Raw genomic sequence first — 16,757 nt, 5'->3', positions numbered from 1 at the left:
CCCCCGGCGACGGCACCCACACGGGTGCCGGCGTCCCGGCCCGCCGCGAGCGCACCGTCCCCGAGCCGACCCCCTTCACCCGGGTCCTCGGCGTCGAGCTGCGCAAGATGTTCGACACCCGGTCCGGCTTCTGGCTGATGGCGAGCATCGTCATCACCTCCGCCGTCGCGACCGTCCTCACCGTGCTGCTCAGCGACCGCGACGGGCTCACGTTCGACTCGTTCGCCGCGGCCGTCGGCAGCCCGATGTCGGTGATCCTGCCGATCGTCGGCGTGCTCGCCGTCACCAGCGAGTGGAGCCAGCGCACCGCACTGACGACCTTCACGCTGGTGCCGAGCCGCGGCCGGGTCATCGGCGCCAAGCTGCTCAACACCCTCGCGATCGGCTTCGTCTCGATGCTGCTCGCCCTGGGCGTCGGCGCGATCGGCAACCTGGTCACCGCCTCGATCACCGGCAACGACGCCGTGTGGGACATCCCGCTCTGGCAGTTCAGCCAGATCGTGCTCGCCAACGAGATGGGGATGCTGCTCGGCTTCGCGCTCGGCCTGCTGTTCCGCAGCTCCCCGGCGGCGATCGTCGGGTACTTCGTCGTCAACCTGGTGCTGCCGGGCCTGTCCGAGGCGCTCGCCTCGGCACAGCAGTGGTGGGCCGACAACGACGCCTGGTTCGACGTCAACGCGACCCGGTTCCTGCTGTTCGACTCCACGCTCACCTCGACCGAGTGGGTGCAGCTCGCCGCGACCTCGGCACTCTGGATCGCGCTGCCGCTGGCGATCGGCCTGCGCCTGGTGATGCGCTCGGAGGTCAAGTAATCCGGGAAGATCCCGGATCCGCGAAAGGATCACCCCTTCGCCGACGTCCTACGGACGGAGCCACTCCCGGCTCCGTCCGTAGGACCTTCGTCCTCTGCTGGCGTAGTCCGTTCGGACCAGACGAAGCCGACCCGACGCCCGATGTGGCGCCTGTCTCGTGAGCGAGAGGCTGGGTGGCAAGACAGACGAAGCGAGGAACCACCATGAGCACCGCTCCCGCACCGCTCCTGCCGATGGGCCGCCCCGAGCTGCGCCCCACCCCCGGCCAGGTCCAGGCGACCTGGGCGACGATCCTGCTGTCCCTCACCCTGTTCTGGTACGGCGTCGCGATGGGCGCCAACGCCCTCTGGCACCAGCTCGGCCGCTAACCCGTCGAATCGGGACCTTCCTGAAACGAATCGGGAGATACCCGCGGTTGGTCCGCAGATATCTCCCGACTCGATGCAGGAAGGTCCCGATTCGACGGGTTGGGGGGGTCAGCGAGCCGCGGAGCCCTCGGTGTAGTCGGCGTCCTGCTGCTTCCACGCGAAGTGGGAGCGGAGGAGCTTGCCGGTCGCCTCGATCGAGTGCGCAGCCTCTTCCTCGCGGAGCTTGAGGAACTCAGTGCCGCCGCCGTCCTGGTCGGCGATGAACCGCTCCGCGAAGGCACCGCTGCGGATGTCGTCGAGGACGCCCTGCATCGAGGCCTTCACGTTGGCGTCGATGACCCGCGGGCCGGAGACGTAGTCGCCGTACTCAGCGGTGTCGGAGACCGACCAGCGCTGCTTGGCGATGCCGCCCTCCCACATCAGGTCGACGATGAGCTTGAGCTCGTGGAGCACCTCGAAGTAGGCGATCTCCGGCTGGTAGCCGGCCTCGGTGAGGACCTCGAACCCGGCCTGGACCAGGTGCGAGACGCCACCGCAGAGGACGGCCTGCTCACCGAACAGGTCGGTCTCGGTCTCCTCGGTGAAGGTGGTCTTGATGACGCCCGCACGGGTGCCACCGATGGCCTTGGCGTAGGACTTCGCGAGGTCCCAGGCGGTGCCGGAGGCGTCCTGCTCGACCGCGATGATGTCCGGGATGCCGCGACCCGCGACGTACTCGCGGCGCACCGTGTGACCCGGCGCCTTCGGGGCGACCATGATCACGTCGACGCCCTCGGGCGCCTTGATGTAGCCGAAGCGGATGTTGAAGCCGTGGCCGAACACCAGGGTGTCACCGGCCGCGATGTGCGGGGCGATCTCCTCGGCATAGATGGTCCGCTGGAACTGGTCGGGCGCGAGGATGACGACGACGTCGGCCTCCTCCACGGCCTCGGCGACGGGCAGCACCTTCAGGCCCTGCTCCTCGGCCTTGGCCACGCTCTTGGAGCCGGGCCGCAGGCCGACCCGGACGTCGACGCCCGAGTCGCGGAGGTTCAGGGCGTGGGCGTGGCCCTGGCTGCCATAGCCGATGACGGCCACGTGCTTGCCCTGGATGAGCGACAGGTCAGCGTCGTCGTCGTAGTAGATCTCAGCCACGGGGGGCTACTCCTTCGTTTCGGGTTCTGATGTTGGATCAGCTGTTGGCGGCGGGCGGCACCGGTACGGCGACCGGCTTCCCCCGCTCGGAGATCGACCGCGGTCCGCGGCCGATGGCGATCGCGCCCGACTGCACGAGCTCGCGGATGCCGAACGGCTCGAGCACGCGGAGGAAGTCGGCGATCTTGCCCGCGTTGCCGATGGTCTGGATGGTCACGGCGTCAGCCGCGACGTCGACCACCTTGGCGCGGAAGAGCTGGACGGCGTCGAGCACCTGGCCGCGGGTCTCGGGGGTCGCGCCCACCTTGACCAGGACCAGCTCACGCTGGACGGCGGCCGTCGGGTCGAGCTCGACGATCTTGATGACCTCGACCAGCTTGTTGAGCTGCTTGGTGACCTGCTCCAGCGGGCTGTCCTCGACGTTGACGACGATCGTCATCCGCGACATCTCGGCGTGCTCGGTCGGGCCGACCGCGAGCGACTCGATGTTGAAGCCGCGACGGCTGAAGAGCGCGGCGATCCGCGCCAGGACGCCCGGCTTGTTCTCGACCAGGACCGACAGGGTGTGCTTGGCCATCAGAGGTCGTCCTCGTCGAACTGGGGAGCCAGGTCCCGCGCGTACTTGATGTCGTCGTTGCTGGTGCCGGCGGCGACCATCGGCCACACCATGGCGTCGCGGTGGACCCGGAAGTCGACCACGACGGGCACGTCGTTGATCTCCATCGCCTTGGCGATCGTCGCGTCGACGTCGTCGGGGCTCTCGCACGCCAGGCCCACGCAACCGTAGGCGTCGGCCAGCTTCACGAAGTCGGGGATCCGCTTCGAGTGCAGGTCGGTGTTGCTGTAGCGGGAGTTGTAGAACAGGGTCTGCCACTGGCGGACCATGCCGAGCGACTCGTTGTTGATGATCGCGACCTTGATCGGGATGTTGTTGATCGCGCAGGTCGCGAGCTCCTGGTTGGTCATCTGGAAGCAGCCGTCGCCGTCGACCGCCCACACCACCTTGTCAGGCATGCCGACCTTGGCGCCCATCGCCGCGGGGACCGCGAAGCCCATGGTGCCGAGGCCGCCGGAGTTGATCCAGGTGTTGGGGCGCTCGTAGGAGACGTAGTGGGCCGCCCACATCTGGTGCTGGCCGACGCCTGCGGTGTAGATCGCGTCCTCGCCGGCGAGCACGCCGAGCCGCTCCAGCACGTACTGCGGGGCCAAGCCGCCGTCGGCGGGCTTGTCGTAGCCGACGGGGTACTTGGACTTCACCCCGGCGAGGAACTGCACCCAGGCCTCGTAGTCGCCGGTGTGGCCGGCGTCGGCCTCGGTGCGCAGCGCCAGGACCAGGTCGAGCAGGACCTCGCGGACGTCGCCCACGATCGGGACGTCGGCGTGCCGGTTCTTGCCGATCTCAGCCGGGTCGATGTCGGCGTGGATGACCTTCGCGCCGGGGGCGAAGGAGTCGAGGTTGCCGGTCACCCGGTCGTCGAACCGGGCGCCGAGGCTGATGATGAGGTCGCTCTTCTGCAGGCCCGCGACCGCGGCGACGGTGCCGTGCATGCCCGGCATGCCGAGGTGCTGCGGGTGGCTGTCAGGGAACGCGCCGCGCGCCATCAGGGTGGTGACGACGGGCATGCCGGTGAGCTCGGCGAGCGTCATCAGCTCCTTGGACGCACCCGAGCGGATGGTGCCGCCACCGACGTAGAGGACGGGCCGGCGGGCGTCGAGGATCAGCCGGGCCGCCTCGCGGATCTGCTTGGCGTGCGGCCGGGTCACCGGGCGGTAGCCGGGCAGGTGGATCTCGCTGGGCCAGGTGAACGTCGTCATCGCCTGGAGCGCGGACTTGGCGACGTCGACGAGCACCGGGCCGGGGCGACCGGTCGAGGCGATGTGGAACGCCTCGGCGATGGTGCGCGGGATCTCGGCGGGGTCGGTGACGAGGAAGTTGTGCTTGGTGATCGGCATCGTGATGCCGCGGATGTCTGCCTCCTGGAAGGCGTCGCTGCCGATCGCGGCTGCCGGGACCTGACCGGTGACGGCCACCATCGGCACCGAGTCCATGTGAGCGTCGGCGATCGGCGTCACCAGGTTGGTCGCACCGGGGCCGGAGGTCGCCATGCAGACGCCGACCCGGCCGGAGGCCGCGGCGTAGCCCTGAGCGGCGTGGCCGGCGCCCTGCTCGTGCCGGACCAGGATGTGCCGGATGGGGCTGTCCATCAGTGGGTCGTAGGCCGGCAGGATCGCGCCGCCGGGGATGCCGAAGATGTCGGTCACGCCGGCCGCCTCGAGGGACTTCACCAGGCTCTCAGCCCCGGTGACGGTGCCCGCGGGGGTCCCGGCCTGCTGCTGCTCACTCATCCGACTCGTTCCTTACATCTCGTGATCCCGTACTCAACAAAAAACCCCTCGGTTGCGAGGCAACGAGGGGCGGACGCGCAGCGCTGAATCAGCCGGCGCGTCCGGTGCGTACGAGAATGAGGTCGTGGCGCATGGCGACAGCGTACGCCGTCGCACCCGGTGCCGCGCACCCAGCCTCCCACGCATCCCACATGTCGGGACGGCCGTCTCATTCCTGACCCGGCTCACGGCGTCCAGGTCGGCGACGGCGAGGGTCACGAAGCTGATCCGCTGGTCCATCCCTCCCGCCTGCCACGCGCCGAGGACGCCTCCAGGTCGGTCAGCAGGCCGGGGACGGCGCCGAGGACCGCGGCGGCCTCGGCCTCGGCGGCCGCGACGATGCGGCAGCACTCCGCGCGGGCCGCGGGGTCGGAGGGCAACGCGCGGCGGACGTGGTCGACGAGGAGCAGAGCGTCGCGGTGGTCGCCGAGCAGGGTCTGGATCCGGGCCCCCAGCTTGCCGAGGGCGGCCGCATCGTCCCCCAGCACCGAGGCGGGCGGCCGGGTGACGGCGTCGGCGACGTGGCGCAGCCGACGGCCGGCCTTGCGGAGGGCATGGGCGGACTCCGCGTCCGCGAGGTCCTCCCTGCCGTGGGCCAGCACCCGGTCCACCTGGGTGGCGACCTTCTCCGCGGCCACGACGCCGGCCGGGCGGGCGCTGCCGGCCGCGAGGACCGGGGCAGCCGACCAGGCGAGGAGCGCCGACCGGAGCCGCACCGACTCCTCCGAGGCGACCCAGGCGACCAGCGCGGCGTGGGCCTCGACGTGCGCCACCCGCAGTGGCGCGACCAGCGCCGCCACCAGGTCGTCGGCCACCCCCACCTCCCCCGCCACCCGGACGCACGACTCGATGCGCACCTCCAGGTCGCGGACGAGGCCGAGGTGGTCGCCGTGGTCCGCGAGGCCGGCGCGGATCCGGCCGGCCGAGGACGGCTCGAAGAGCTCGCTGAACGCGGCGAGCACGTTGCGGAGGCGGCGGACGGAGGTCCGCAGCTGATGGACCGCGTCCGGCTCGTCGGCCAGCGCGGCGTCGCCCTTCGCGTCGATCGCGGCGACCAGGTCGCCGACGATCTCCGCCAGCATCTCGCCCGCGGTCGGCTGGCCGGTCATGGCCCCACCCTGCCACCTCCTGGTGACCGGGAAGCCGACTCGAAGAAAACTCGAAGGCGCAGGGTCCACGCTGTCGCCGTGGGCTCACTCCAGCACCTCGCTCCTCGCCGCGCAGCGGCGCAGGGCGATCTCGCGACCCTGGCGAGCACCGTCGACGAACGCCGCTACGTGTGCCCCGAGCAGCTCGAGCGCCGGCTCGACCAGCTCCTCGGCACGACCGGGGACACCCGGCTGCTCCTGCTGAGCGGCACCGGTGGCTCCGGCAAGAGCGCGGCCCTGCGCGAGGCCGCCCGCCGTGGCACCCGCCTCGGCCTCCACGTCCTCGTCCTCGACGGCCGCCAGCTCGCCGCCGTCGGTCCGCGCCTGGCCGACGTCTTCGCCGACCTGCCGGACGGCGACCTGCTGGTCCTCGTCGACGAGCTGGCCGAGCTCGGCGCGCGCGCCCACGCGCTCGGCCGCACCCTCGCCTCACTACCCGGGAGCACCCGGGTGGTCGCCGCCGCCGTCGAGCAGCCGGCCGGCTGGGTGCCGCCCGAGCTCGCACCGCTGGTCGCGACCCTGCGGATGCCCCCGCTCAGCTCGTGCCAGTCCGACCTGCTGCTGCGCCGCCACGGGGTCGAGGAGTCCTGCGCGCGGACGGCGGTCAGCACCTGGGCGTGCGGCCTGCCCCTCGCCCTCGTCCTCGGTGCGGCCGCCTGGGTCGAGCACGGCGCGGCGGCGATCGAGCCCGGCGGCGAGGTGCTGGCCGCCACCGCCGAGGACCTGGTCGGCCACCTCTCCGGGCTGGCCCTCGACCAGCTCGACACCGAGCTGCTCGAGGTGGCGGCCGTCGCCCGCTGGGTCGACGAACGCCTGCTGGCCGACGTGCTCCCCGAGCGCGACCGCCGCACCGCCCTGGACACCCTGTCGTCGTACGCGTTCTCGGAGCGGAGCGGCAACGGCGTGACCCTGCACCCCCTGGTCGCGCACGCCGTCGCGGAGCGGGTACGACGCGACGGGGTGCGGATCTCCGACCTGGTGCTGCGGATCGCGTCCCACCTGCGCGACCGGGCGAGCCTCGGCGACGCACGGGCGCTGCACCAGCTCGCCGGACTGAGCGAGGACCCGAAGCTGCGGGCGGGGATGGCGCCCGACCACAGCGCGACCCTCTACGGCGACGACCTGCGCCCGTCGGAAGCGGCGGAGATCGCCGGCTGGGCGCCGGGTCTCGCCGAGGCCGTCCGGCCCTGGCTGACTCCCCCGCCCGCGTCGTCGTGGCGCACGCCGACCCAGGTCGTGCGGCACACCGACGGTCACGTCGTCGCCGCTGCGGTCGCGCTGCCCCTCAACGAGGCGGCCGCGCTCGCCCGTGCCGACGACCCGCGCGGCGAGCTGATCGTCCCGCTCCTCGATTACGCGGCGCGTCACGACATCACGGACCGGGTCGTCATCAGCCCGTTCCAGCTGATGTCGCCGACCGCGATGGACGAGGACCCCAACGTGATGGCGCTGCGCAACGGCCACACCCTGCGCCGCTGCCGGGTGCCCAACCCGCGGTTCGACCTGGTCAACGAGTTCGGCTGGAGCGAGGTCGAGCGGGCCGTCGTGGCGGACTGCGGCTACGTCGAGATCCCCGAGCTGCGGCGCGAGGTGCGCGGCGAGGAGGTCCGCACCTGGATCGCCGACGTGGGGCCGTGCGGCCTGGTCGGGCTGCTCTTCCGCGCCGTGGCGAGCGAGCACGGCGTCCTGCTGCCGGAGCCGCGCACCCAGGGCGAGCTCGTCCTCGCCGCGCTGGACGACTTCCACGACGACGGCGTGCTCGCGGCGCTCCCCTGTGCACCGCTGGGCCACGACCTCCGGCACGCGGGCGACCGGGTCCGGACCTGGGTCCGCCGTACCCTGCTCACCGCGCTCCACGACCAGCCGGACCTCGCCGACCTCCTGGAGCAGCGCTACCTGGCGCCAGCGGCGACGCACGACCAGGTGATGCGGGCGACCTTCCTCAGCCGCGCGACGTACTTCCGCCGGCTGCGCACCGCCCGTGACCTGGTCGCCGCGACGGCGGACCGTGGCGGCGCGCCCCTCTGACGGGTCTCGGCTAGCAGGGGTCGGCGAACGCCGCCGACAGCGACGTCCGCTGTGCCCCGTCGGGTCCGAAGTTGGCCGGGTCGAGCCAGGTCTCGTGCGCGGCCCGGACCTGCGGCCACTCGGCGTCGGTGACCGAGAACCAGTCGGTGTCGCGGTTGCGACCCTGGGTGACCATGTGGTGCCGGAAGCGGCCCTCGTGGACGAAGCCGAGCCGGGCGGCGGCGCGACGCGACGGCTCGTTGAGGCTGTCGCACTTCCACTCGAAGCGGCGGTAGCCGAGGTCGTCGAAGGCGTGCCGCATCAGCAGGTGGATCGCCTCGGTCGCTGCGCGGGTGCGCTGGAGGCGGCCGCCGAGGAGCACCCCGGCGACCTCCACCTGCCCGGTCGTCGGGTCGATCCGCATGTACGATGCGATGCCGCCCGCACGTCCCGCGCCCTCGCCCTCGAGCGGGACCAGCCCGAAGGTCACGACGCCGGGGGTGTCGAGGACCCCGGCGAGATGCATCCACAACGCCGGGAGGTCCGTGGGCCTCGGGACCGGTCGATAGGTCCAGAGCGGGCCGTCGTCGGGGCCGCAGACCGCCGCGAACAGGTCGGAGTAGTACGCCGAGGACAGCGGGACGACGCGCACGTAGCGGCCCTCGAGGGTGACCGGCTCCGGCGTGGGCCGGGTCTCCCACCCCGGGACGGGATCGCCGACGGTCTGTCCAAACGGGTTCAGCTCGGGCACGACGACGACCTTACGGCGACCAGCTCGGCGAACCGGCGGACCACGTCGAGCCGTGGGTCGGCGTCCTCGTCGGCCCGGTGGACCACGGACAGCTCCTGCCACAGAGGCGGTTCGAGGCTCCGGACGGTGACGTCCCCGGGCGGCAGCCAGCGGCTGTCCACGCTGTGCCACAGGCAGGACGCGAGCCCGTGCAGGACGGCCTCCATCCACACGCTGCGCTCATCGCTCTCGACGGCGACGACCGGTTCGATGCCGAGCGCGGCGAAGAACGCGTCGAGCGCAGCCCGCCGGTCGCTGCCGAGGGTGGGCAGGACGAGTGGGACCCCGGCGAGCCCGACGAGCGGCACCGGGTCGGGCAGGTCGAGGGCGGCTGGGGACACGAAGCGCACCTCGACCCGGCCGACCGGGATGACCGCGAGGTCCGACTCGATCGTCTGGTCACAGATCCCGAGGTCCGCGCGCCCGGACCGGACCAGCTCGTGCACGCTGGACGCACCGCCGGCCCCGAGCAGCCGGCTCGAGGTCGCGAGGCCGTGGTCGTCGAGCGCCCGCAGGATCGGGATGGCGACGGCCGCCTGCAGGGTCGGTGAGGCAGCGATCGTCAACGACGACTCGGGTGCGCCGGCCTCGTGGGCCTGGTGCAGTGCGGCGAGGCTGCGCAGCACCCGCCGGGCCCGGGCGAGCACGACCTCGCCCTCGGGTGTCAGCCGCACCCCGCGGGCGGACCGGGCGAAGACGGTCACCCCGAGCTCGCGCTCCAGCGCGCGCACGGCTCGGCTGAGCGCGGGCTGCGCGACGAACAGCTGGGCGGCGGCGGCGGTCATGCTGCCGGTGTCGGCCGTCTCGACCAGGTAGGTCAGCTGCTGGATGTTCATGGGCCTTCGGAGGTCTGCGCGCGGCGGTCATGCCGAACGGGTCTTGGCTCGGAGCCGCCCGGCGGCCCGAGGGTGGGGCAGTCCCGCCCCCGAGGACCATCCCGAGGAGAACCATGTCAAACATCCCCGTCCGGCGTCGGCTCGTCCGGCTCGCCGTCGCGTGCGTCGCGACCGCCGCCGTCGCCGTCCCGGCGACCGCCCCCACCGCGGTCGACGCCGCTCCCCCGACCGTCACCCCGACCTCCGCCGCGCAGGCGCCCCCCACCCCGCTCGACGGCCTCCGGGTGATGCTCACCAACGACGACAGCGCCCGCGGGCTCGACCCGAGCTTCGGGACCGACGGCAAGGGGCTCTACGAGCTCCGCAAGGCCCTGTGCGCTGCCGGCGCCGACGTCCTCACCGTGGCGCCGTACCTCCAGCAGAGCGGTGCGGGCGCGCGGATGACCACCCCCGGTTTCAGCCCGGTCCCGCTGACGGTCCAGGCCGTCACCCCGCCGGCGGCGTACGTCGGCGACTGCGGCTCGGCTCCGAGCGCCGGCGCGGTCTTCGGCGCCTGCCAGGGCGCCGGGCCCTGCTCGTCCTCGACGCCGTCGGCGTCGCCGGCCGACGCGGTCAACATCGCGCTGAGCCGGTTCGCCGCGAACTACTGGGGAACCGGCCCCGACGTCGTCCTCTCAGGAGTGAACTTCGGCCAGAACGTCGGTACGACGCTCAACCACTCGGGCACGGTCGGCGCGGTCGTCACCGCCCATGAGTACGACGTGCCCGCGATCGCGTTCAGTGCCGAGGTGCCGCGCGAGCTGGCCCAGATCCCGAACGTGCCCTTCGCGGCCACCGCCGCGTTCGCGGTGCGTCTCCTCGAGGAGCTGCGGGCCGGCAAGGCGCTCAAGCCCGACCTCGTGCTCAACGTCAACCACCCGTTCGTGACCGGCGGCGGCCCGGCCGGTGGCCCGGTCGCCACGGTGACCGGCACCTCCAGCGACCTGGGCCTCACGTTCTCGGGCACCGTGCCCGCCAGCGGCGGGACCTATCAGCTCACCGCGGGTGCGCCGGAGACGGAGACCCGTCAACGGGCCGACACGACCGCCCTGGCCGCCGACAAGATCTCGGTGACGCGTCTGGACGGCGACTGGTCGATCAGCCAGGTCGGACCCCCGGTCAACCTGGCGCTCTACCGCCTGCGCTGACCCCCGGCCGCGGTCCGGCGCCGTCCTCCTGCCCGCCTCACCAGGCGGAGCGGAGGACGGCGTCGAGGTCGTCGGTGACCGGGTCGTCGGCCGAGCGCACGAACACGGCCGTCACCGTGCCGCCGCCGGCGGCGTCGAGCCGGGCCGCCACGCTCCGCCAGGCCGCGAGGTTGGGGTGGTCGACCTCGGGGCACGCCTCGGCCGGGGCGAGCGCGGTGATCGCCTCGTCGAGCTGCTGGCGGGTCATCGCGACCGAGCCGGTCGACCCGTCGTGCTTGAGGACCGTCGCCAGCACGACCGCCGGCAGGCCGTGGCGCCCGCCCGGCGCGTTGACGTGGGGGAAGTCGCCGTCGACGGCGACGCCGTAGGACACCGGCGGGACCCAGCCGTCGATCTGGGCCGCCAACCGCTCCCGGATCGTGGCCAGCCCGTCGAGGGTCGACCACTCGTCGAGCGGGTCGTCGTCGAACGCGCGCAACCCGTCGAGGCTGGTGCGGTTCTTGCGACGGCGGTAGTCGGCCGACCCGTCGACGCCCTTGCGCTCGAAGTAGCGCTGGAGCAGGTCCCGGTCGCCGGTGTAGTCCATGAGCGGGACCCCGTAGCCGCAGGAGTCGGAGACCCGCGCGACGTCGACCACGACCACCGCGCGGGCGCCGGGGACGGCGGCGAAGCGGGCGGACAGGTCGGCGTACTCCTCGTCGTACAGCGTCACGACTCGGCCGGTGCCGTGGAGGCGCACGATGTTGGGCGGGCCCTCGAACGCACAGAACATGACGGTGATCCGCCCGTTCTCCCGCAGGTGGGCGATGGTCTCGCTGCCGCTGCCGGTGCCGTCGAGCCAGGCGAACGTGTGCTCGTCGAGCACCGCGAACGTCCCCGGTAGGCCGCGGGGCGACAGGTTGACGTGGCCGTCCGCCGCGAGCGGCGCGGTCGCGATGAAGAACACGTGCTGCGCCTCGATGAACGTGCGGAGGCGACCGGTGATGCCGTCGTGCACCTTGCCCATCGGGGCCTCCGTCCTCAGACCGACGACTATCCGGTGATCGCGCCGAGCGCGGCCGACTGCACCGTCTTGGCGTACTTGCCGAGTACACCGCGGGTGTACTTCGGCGGGTTCGGCACCCAGCCGTCCTTGCGGGCGGCGAGCTCCTCGTCGTCGATGGTCACCTCCAGGCGACCGTTGGCGACGTCGAGCAGGATCGGGTCGCCGTCGCGGACGAACGCGATCGGACCGCCGTCCACGGCCTCGGGCGCGATGTGGCCCACGCAGAGACCGGTGGTGCCGCCGGAGAACCGGCCGTCGGTGACGAGCAGGACGTCCTTGCCGAGCCCGGCGCCCTTGATGGCGCCCGTGATGGCCAGCATCTCCCGCATGCCCGGACCACCCTTGGGGCCCTCGTAGCGGATCACGACGACGTCCTTGGGCTTGATCGCGCCCTCGGCGAGGGCGTCGAGCGCGGCACGCTCGCCGTCGAAGACGCGAGCGGTCCCCTCGAAGACCTCCTCGTCGAAGCCGGCCGACTTCACGACGGCGCCCTCGGGCGCCAGCGAGCCGTGCAGGATCGTGATGCCGCCGGTCTTGTGGATCGGCCGCGACAGCTCACGGATGATGTTGCCGTCGACGTCCGGCGGGGCGATGTCGGCCAGGTTCTCGGCCATCGTCTTACCGGTCACGGTCAGGCAGTCGCCGTGCAGCAGGCCCGCGTCGAGCAGCGCCTTCATCACGACCGGGATGCCGCCGATCTTGTCGACGTCGTTCATCACGTAGCGGCCGAACGGCTTGAGGTCGCCCAGGTGCGGCACCTTGGCACCGATCCGGGTGAAGTCGTCGAGCGTCAGGTCGACCTCGGCCTCGCGCGCCATGGCGAGCAGGTGCAGCACCGCGTTGGTCGAGCCACCGAGCGCCATCACCACGGTGATCGCGTTCTCGAACGCCTCCTTGGTCATGATCTGGCGGGCGGTGATGCCCTTGCGGAGCAGCTCGACCACGGCCTCGCCCGACTTGTGGGCGAACCCGTCGCGGCGCCGGTCGACGGCCGGCGGGGCAGCGCTGCCGGGCAGCGACATGCCGATCGCCTCGGCGACCGAGGCCATCGTGTTGGCGGTGTACATGCCGCCACAGGCACCCTCGCCGGGGCAGATCGCCCGCTCGATGCGGTCGACCTCCTCGCGGGTGATCTTGCCGGCCAGGCAGGCACCGACCGCCTCGAAGGCGTCGATGATCGTGACGTCCTTGCCGTCGACCTGGCCCGGCATGATCGAGCCGGCGTACAGGAAGACCGAGGCCAGGTCGAGGCGCGCGGCCGCCATCATCATGCCGGGCAGCGACTTGTCGCAGCCGGCGAGCAGCACCGAGCCGTCGAGGCGCTCGGCCATCATCACGGTCTCGACCGAGTCGGCGATGACCTCGCGGCTGACCAGCGAGAAGTGCATGCCCTCGTGGCCCATGGAGATGCCGTCGGAGACCGAGATGGTGCCGAACTCCAGCGGGTAGCCGCCCGCCGCGTGCACGCCGTTCTTCACGGCCTTCGCGAGCCGGTCGAGCGACAGGTTGCAGGGGGTGATCTCGTTCCAGCTCGACGCGACGCCGATCTGGGGCTTCAGGAAGTCCTCGTCACCCATGCCTACCGCACGGAGCATGCCACGGGCGGCGGCCCTCTCGAGGCCGTCCGTGACGTCGCGCGATCGGGGCTTGATGTCGGGGGCGTCGCTCATGCGTCGAGCGTAGTCGGCGTGTCGCGCGCCTCCGCGCCGGTGTCCGAGTCGCGGCAGGGGCGGCCAGCAGGAAGTTCAATCTTGTATCAGTAGCCGCTACGGATGTAGGTCGGTGGCCCGCGGACCCAGTCTTGGAGTGCACCACCATCACACCGACAGCCGGGGGGCCGCCACCGTGACCACACTGCTCATCTGCCTCGACCTCGACCCGGCGCGCGCCGACGAGGTCGTCGGGCTCCTGCGCGCGGAGATGGCGCCCTGGATGCGCCAGCAACCGGGCTTCGTCTCCAGCCGCTGGTTCCTCGCCGAGGACCGCCACCACTGCACGGTCACCGTCGAGTTCGACAGCGAACGCGAGGCCGCCGCCGTCGCGGAGGCCACCCTCGCCCTCCCGGCCAACCCCGCCCGCTCCTGGAACGTCGGCCGGGTGGACACCGTCGCCGACCTCGACCTCGCCCCGCGGCCGGGGCTGCGCCTGGAGCGTTAGGGGGCCAGGTGCGCGCCCAGCGCACCCCGGTCGCTGGCGCCGGTGCGCTGGAGCAGCCGGGCCACGTGGGTCTCCACGGTGCGGACCGACAGGAACAGCCGGTCGGCGATCGTCTTGTTGGGCAGCCCCTCCGCGACCAGCTCCATCACGTCGTACTCCCGGGCGGTGACGCCGAGCCGCTGGAGGTGGGCGGGGACCCGGTCGCTGCCCGCGGCGCGGCGCGGTACGGCGATGCCCGCGTCGCGCATGGCGACCCGGCACGCCGAGGCGGCCTCCGTCTGGCCGTAGTCGACGAGCCCGTCGAGAGCCGCCCGGAACCACTGCTCGGGCTGGCCCCAGCCGTCCGCGGCGGCGGCCCGGGCCACGAGGACCCGGGCGTGGACCTCCATCCAGGGCTCGCGACCGGGGAACGCCCACTCTGCGTCGGCGAAGAGCCGCTCCGCCTGCTCCCGCTCACCCGCACGTCCCAGGGCGACCGCGTCGGCGTACCGCAGGACGAACCGGTTGTACGGCGAGGTGGCCTGCGGACCGGTGCGGACCTCCTCCCGTGCCGCAGCGCCCCCGTCGGGCGAGACGCCGAGAACGGTCTCCAGCAGTGCCCACAGGCCGCGGGTGGAGAACGGGAAGGACGGGTGGTCGCGGGCGGCCACGACGGCGGCCTCCCAGTGCTGGCGCGCCTCCTCGTAGAGCCCACGCGTCAGGGCGACCGGCCCGAGCACGTGGCCCGGCACGACGACCGCGATCATGCCCTTCTCGTGCGGCATCTCCTCACACACGGCGAGGTCGGCCGCCATCTCCTCGTCCTTGCCCATCAGACCGTTGGTCAGCGCCCGCACGAGGTGCGCCACCGCCAGGTCGGGGAGCCGCAGCCGGGTCATCATGGTGATGGCGTTGTCGATGGCCTCCATCGCGCGTTCCAGCTCGAAGTACCGGGTGCGCAGCATGTTGAGGTCCAGCTCGATCCGCGCGGCGGTGGCGATCGCGCCGGCGGCGAGCGCGGCCTTGCGCGCGGCCAGCAGCCGCTCGTCGGTGGGCCGTCGCTGGACGATGTCGAGCGCGCCGAGCGCGGCGAGGTGCCGGCACCGCCACAGCGCGAGGCCCGCGCGGTCCGCGAGCCGGAACCCCTCCTCGAACGCCCCCTCGGCCTCGATCACGTCGCGCCCCCGCGCCGCGCTGCCGAGCACCTCCCACGCCTCGCAGGCGACCTCCGGACGGTCGGCCCCGACCGTCTCGAGCGCGGTCCGCGCTCGCTCGACCGCCAGGTCGGCGTCCTGGCGGCCCAGGGCGAGGCGCGCCGCGAGCACGTGGACGAGCGCAGTGTCACCGGACGCCTGCGCGAGCGTCGCCTCCGCCTCGTCCCACCGGCCGCCGGCCAGGAGCGCCCGGGCCAGCCGTAGCCGCAGGCGGCCCAAGCGCTCGTCGTGGCCTGCCTGCCCCGGCCGCTCCGCGAGCTCGGCGACCAGCGCCTCCCCGACCGTCACCGCGGCCGGGATGTCGCCGGCGAGCGCGTGCATCTCGACCGTGGCCTCGCGGATGTCGAGGTCGAGCCCCGCCCCGGGCTGCGCGGCCGCACGTTCGAGGGCGTCCCGGGCGCTGGTGAGGGCTCCGCGGGCGATGGCCTCGTGCGCGGCGCCCAGCCAGTGCCGGGCTGCTCGCGGCGCGTCGCCCGCAGCCTCGAACAGCTCGGCGAGCGCCTGCTCGGCACCCGTGTCGCGGTCTCCGACCCGCTCCTCGAGGGCCTCGGCGAGCGCGCGAGCCAGTCGCCGCCGGTCGGGCGGGAGCACGGTCGCCAGGACCGCCTCCCGGGTGAGCGCGTGCCGGATCGCGAACCCGTCGCCGTCGGCGACCACGAGCCGCTCGGTCCGCAGCTCACGGATGGCTGCCGAGGTGGTGCGGTCCTCGAGCCCCAGCGCGGCCCCGACGACCTGCCAGTCGAAGTCGGTCCCGAGCAGCGCGGCCGCCTCCATGACCTCGCGGGCCGCGGGTGTCAGGGCGCCGAGCCGGGTCTCCACCGAGCGGGCGAACGACGGGGGCACCGTGGCCGACAGCTCGGCGGCGACCCGCCAGCCGTCGTCGTCCTCGACCAGCGCCCCGGAGGCCCGCAGGTCGGCGAGCACCTCCTCGACGAGCAGCGGGAAGCCCGCCGAGAACCGCAGCACCCAGTCAGCCAGACCGTCGGGGACGGGTCCGTCGAGGCAGGCGGCGAGCATCGCGGAGACCTCGGGCTCGCCGAGCGGCTCCAGCGCGACCACGTCGGCCGCCTGGCGCGCGTGCAGGGCACTGACCAGCTCACTGACCGCCGGGGCGTCGTACGGGCGGGTCGTGGTGACGAGCACCAGCGGGACGTCGCGCGCGTTGTCGGCGACGTACTCGAGCACCCCGAGCGTCTCGGGGTCGGCCCAGTGCAGGTCCTCGACGACGAGCAGGACGCCGGGACCGCCGATCGCTGTCGCGAGGCGCAGCAGGCCCTCCCCGACCAGCATCACCGAGGAGCCGCCGTCGCCCGGGGCCGTGCCGAGCTGCGGCGCGAGCCGCCCCAGCGCCGGGAGGTACGGCGCCAGCCGCGGGTCGTCGGGGACCGTGCCGGTCCGCAGCCACCCGAGCAGCGCCTCCCCGAGCGGGCGCATCGGCATCGGCGCGGCGGAGCGGACCGCACGGCCGGCGAGGACCGCCATGCCCGCCTCCTCGGCCTCGGCGAGGACGGTCGCCGCGATCCGGGACTTGCCCACCCCCGGCTCGCCCCGCACGACCCACACCCCGCCGTGCCCGGTGGCGGGCAGGGCGAGGGCGTCCCGGAGCCGCGCCATCTCGTCAGCCCGGGAGACGAGGACCGGACAGCGCACGGAGGGATCGTAGGCCCCCGCCCGTCCCCCGCGTTGGCTCGGTGA

General features: G+C 73.1%; 14 protein-coding genes. 5 read left to right on the top strand and 9 right to left on the bottom strand.

What is annotated here, in order from left to right; all coding sequences use genetic code 11:
- Together H0487_RS10295 and H0487_RS10290 are read left to right on the top strand one after the other, a co-directional pair.
- Nucleotides 1–812, top strand: an 812-nt coding sequence (locus H0487_RS10295; protein WP_246383311.1) for an ABC transporter permease subunit, incomplete at its 5' end; no start/stop codon positions are given.
- Between the two features lie 203 nt (nt 813–1,015).
- A complete protein-coding gene (locus H0487_RS10290; RefSeq protein ID WP_183094143.1) occupies nt 1,016–1,180 on the top strand; it encodes a hypothetical protein in 165 nt (54 codons plus the stop codon).
- 108 nt (nt 1,181–1,288) lie between these two features.
- On the opposite strand, the gene ilvC is transcribed toward H0487_RS10290, so the two are convergent.
- From ilvC to H0487_RS10270, 4 genes are all read right to left on the bottom strand, one after another.
- Nucleotides 1,289–2,314 (bottom strand): ketol-acid reductoisomerase, encoded by a 1,026-nt coding sequence (ilvC, locus tag H0487_RS10285; protein ID WP_183094142.1) that lies wholly within the window; start codon nt 2,312–2,314, stop codon nt 1,289–1,291.
- 37 nt (nt 2,315–2,351) lie between these two features.
- Nucleotides 2,352–2,891, bottom strand: coding sequence for an acetolactate synthase small subunit (ilvN, locus tag H0487_RS10280; protein WP_183094141.1), 540 nt, complete (start codon nt 2,889–2,891; stop codon nt 2,352–2,354).
- Nucleotides 2,891–4,660, bottom strand: a complete 1,770-nt coding sequence (locus H0487_RS10275) for an acetolactate synthase large subunit (protein WP_183094140.1) — start codon at nt 4,658–4,660, stop codon at nt 2,891–2,893. Before H0487_RS10275 ends, ilvN begins: the two co-directional genes overlap by 1 nt.
- 254 nt (nt 4,661–4,914) lie before the next feature.
- A complete protein-coding gene (locus H0487_RS10270; RefSeq protein WP_183094139.1) occupies nt 4,915–5,808 on the bottom strand; it encodes a CHAD domain-containing protein in 894 nt (297 codons plus the stop codon).
- A gap of 78 nt (nt 5,809–5,886) precedes the next feature.
- Between H0487_RS10270 and H0487_RS10265 the strand changes: the two genes are divergently transcribed.
- Nucleotides 5,887–7,875 (top strand): hypothetical protein, encoded by a 1,989-nt coding sequence (locus H0487_RS10265; protein ID WP_183094138.1) that lies wholly within the window; start codon nt 5,887–5,889, stop codon nt 7,873–7,875.
- 10 nt (nt 7,876–7,885) lie between these two features.
- Here H0487_RS10265 and H0487_RS10260 read toward each other — a convergent pair whose 3' ends face one another.
- Nucleotides 7,886–8,605, bottom strand: a complete 720-nt coding sequence (locus H0487_RS10260) for a GNAT family N-acetyltransferase (protein ID WP_183094137.1) — start codon at nt 8,603–8,605, stop codon at nt 7,886–7,888.
- Nucleotides 8,593–9,480, bottom strand: a complete 888-nt coding sequence (locus H0487_RS10255) for a LysR family transcriptional regulator (protein WP_183094136.1) — start codon at nt 9,478–9,480, stop codon at nt 8,593–8,595. Before H0487_RS10255 ends, H0487_RS10260 begins: the two co-directional genes overlap by 13 nt.
- Nucleotides 9,481–9,593: 113 nt before the next feature.
- Between H0487_RS10255 and H0487_RS10250 the strand changes: the two genes are divergently transcribed.
- Nucleotides 9,594–10,667 carry a 5'/3'-nucleotidase SurE gene (locus tag H0487_RS10250; protein WP_183094135.1) on the top strand — a complete coding sequence of 358 codons (1,074 nt, stop codon included), beginning with the start codon at nt 9,594–9,596 and terminating at the stop codon, nt 10,665–10,667.
- Between the two features lie 37 nt (nt 10,668–10,704).
- Here H0487_RS10250 and H0487_RS22885 read toward each other — a convergent pair whose 3' ends face one another.
- Together H0487_RS22885 and ilvD are read right to left on the bottom strand one after the other, a co-directional pair.
- Nucleotides 10,705–11,673, bottom strand: coding sequence for a pyridoxamine 5'-phosphate oxidase family protein (locus H0487_RS22885; protein WP_220793273.1), 969 nt, complete (start codon nt 11,671–11,673; stop codon nt 10,705–10,707).
- A 26-nt stretch (nt 11,674–11,699) separates the two neighbouring features.
- Nucleotides 11,700–13,382, bottom strand: a complete 1,683-nt coding sequence (gene ilvD / locus H0487_RS10240) for a dihydroxy-acid dehydratase (RefSeq protein ID WP_183094134.1) — start codon at nt 13,380–13,382, stop codon at nt 11,700–11,702.
- Nucleotides 13,383–13,557: 175 nt separating this feature from the next.
- On the opposite strand from ilvD, the gene H0487_RS10235 reads away from it, so the two are divergent.
- Nucleotides 13,558–13,869, top strand: coding sequence for a hypothetical protein (locus tag H0487_RS10235; RefSeq protein WP_183094133.1), 312 nt, complete (start codon nt 13,558–13,560; stop codon nt 13,867–13,869).
- Here the strand turns inward: H0487_RS10235 and H0487_RS24265 are convergent.
- On the bottom strand, nt 13,866–16,712 hold the full coding sequence (locus H0487_RS24265; RefSeq protein ID WP_183094132.1) for an ATP-binding protein: 2,847 nt from the start codon (nt 16,710–16,712) through the stop codon (nt 13,866–13,868). The genes H0487_RS10235 and H0487_RS24265 overlap by 4 nt on opposite strands.
- Between the last annotated feature and the right edge of the window lie 45 nt (nt 16,713–16,757).

It is taken from the genome of Nocardioides stalactiti, assembly GCF_014180715.1.
Classification (GTDB): Bacteria; Actinomycetota; Actinomycetes; order Propionibacteriales; family Nocardioidaceae; genus Nocardioides; species Nocardioides stalactiti.
This window is presented reverse-complemented; position numbering and strand designations above follow the sequence as displayed.

Bases quoted from the DNA above. Each gene is read 5' to 3' on its own strand.
- H0487_RS10250 (WP_183094135.1), top strand. From the start codon at position 9,594: ATGTCAAACATCCCCGTCCGGCGTCGGCTCGTCCGGCTCGCCGTCGCG.
- H0487_RS10275 (WP_183094140.1), bottom strand. From the start codon at position 4,660: ATGAGTGAGCAGCAGCAGGCCGGGACCCCCGCGGGCACCGTCACCGGG.
- H0487_RS22885 (WP_220793273.1), bottom strand. From the start codon at position 11,673: ATGGGCAAGGTGCACGACGGCATCACCGGTCGCCTCCGCACGTTCATC.
- H0487_RS10290 (WP_183094143.1), top strand. From the start codon at position 1,016: ATGAGCACCGCTCCCGCACCGCTCCTGCCGATGGGCCGCCCCGAGCTG.
- ilvD (WP_183094134.1), bottom strand. From the start codon at position 13,382: ATGAGCGACGCCCCCGACATCAAGCCCCGATCGCGCGACGTCACGGAC.
- ilvN (WP_183094141.1), bottom strand. From the start codon at position 2,891: ATGGCCAAGCACACCCTGTCGGTCCTGGTCGAGAACAAGCCGGGCGTC.
- H0487_RS10270 (WP_183094139.1), bottom strand. From the start codon at position 5,808: ATGACCGGCCAGCCGACCGCGGGCGAGATGCTGGCGGAGATCGTCGGC.
- H0487_RS10255 (WP_183094136.1), bottom strand. From the start codon at position 9,480: ATGAACATCCAGCAGCTGACCTACCTGGTCGAGACGGCCGACACCGGC.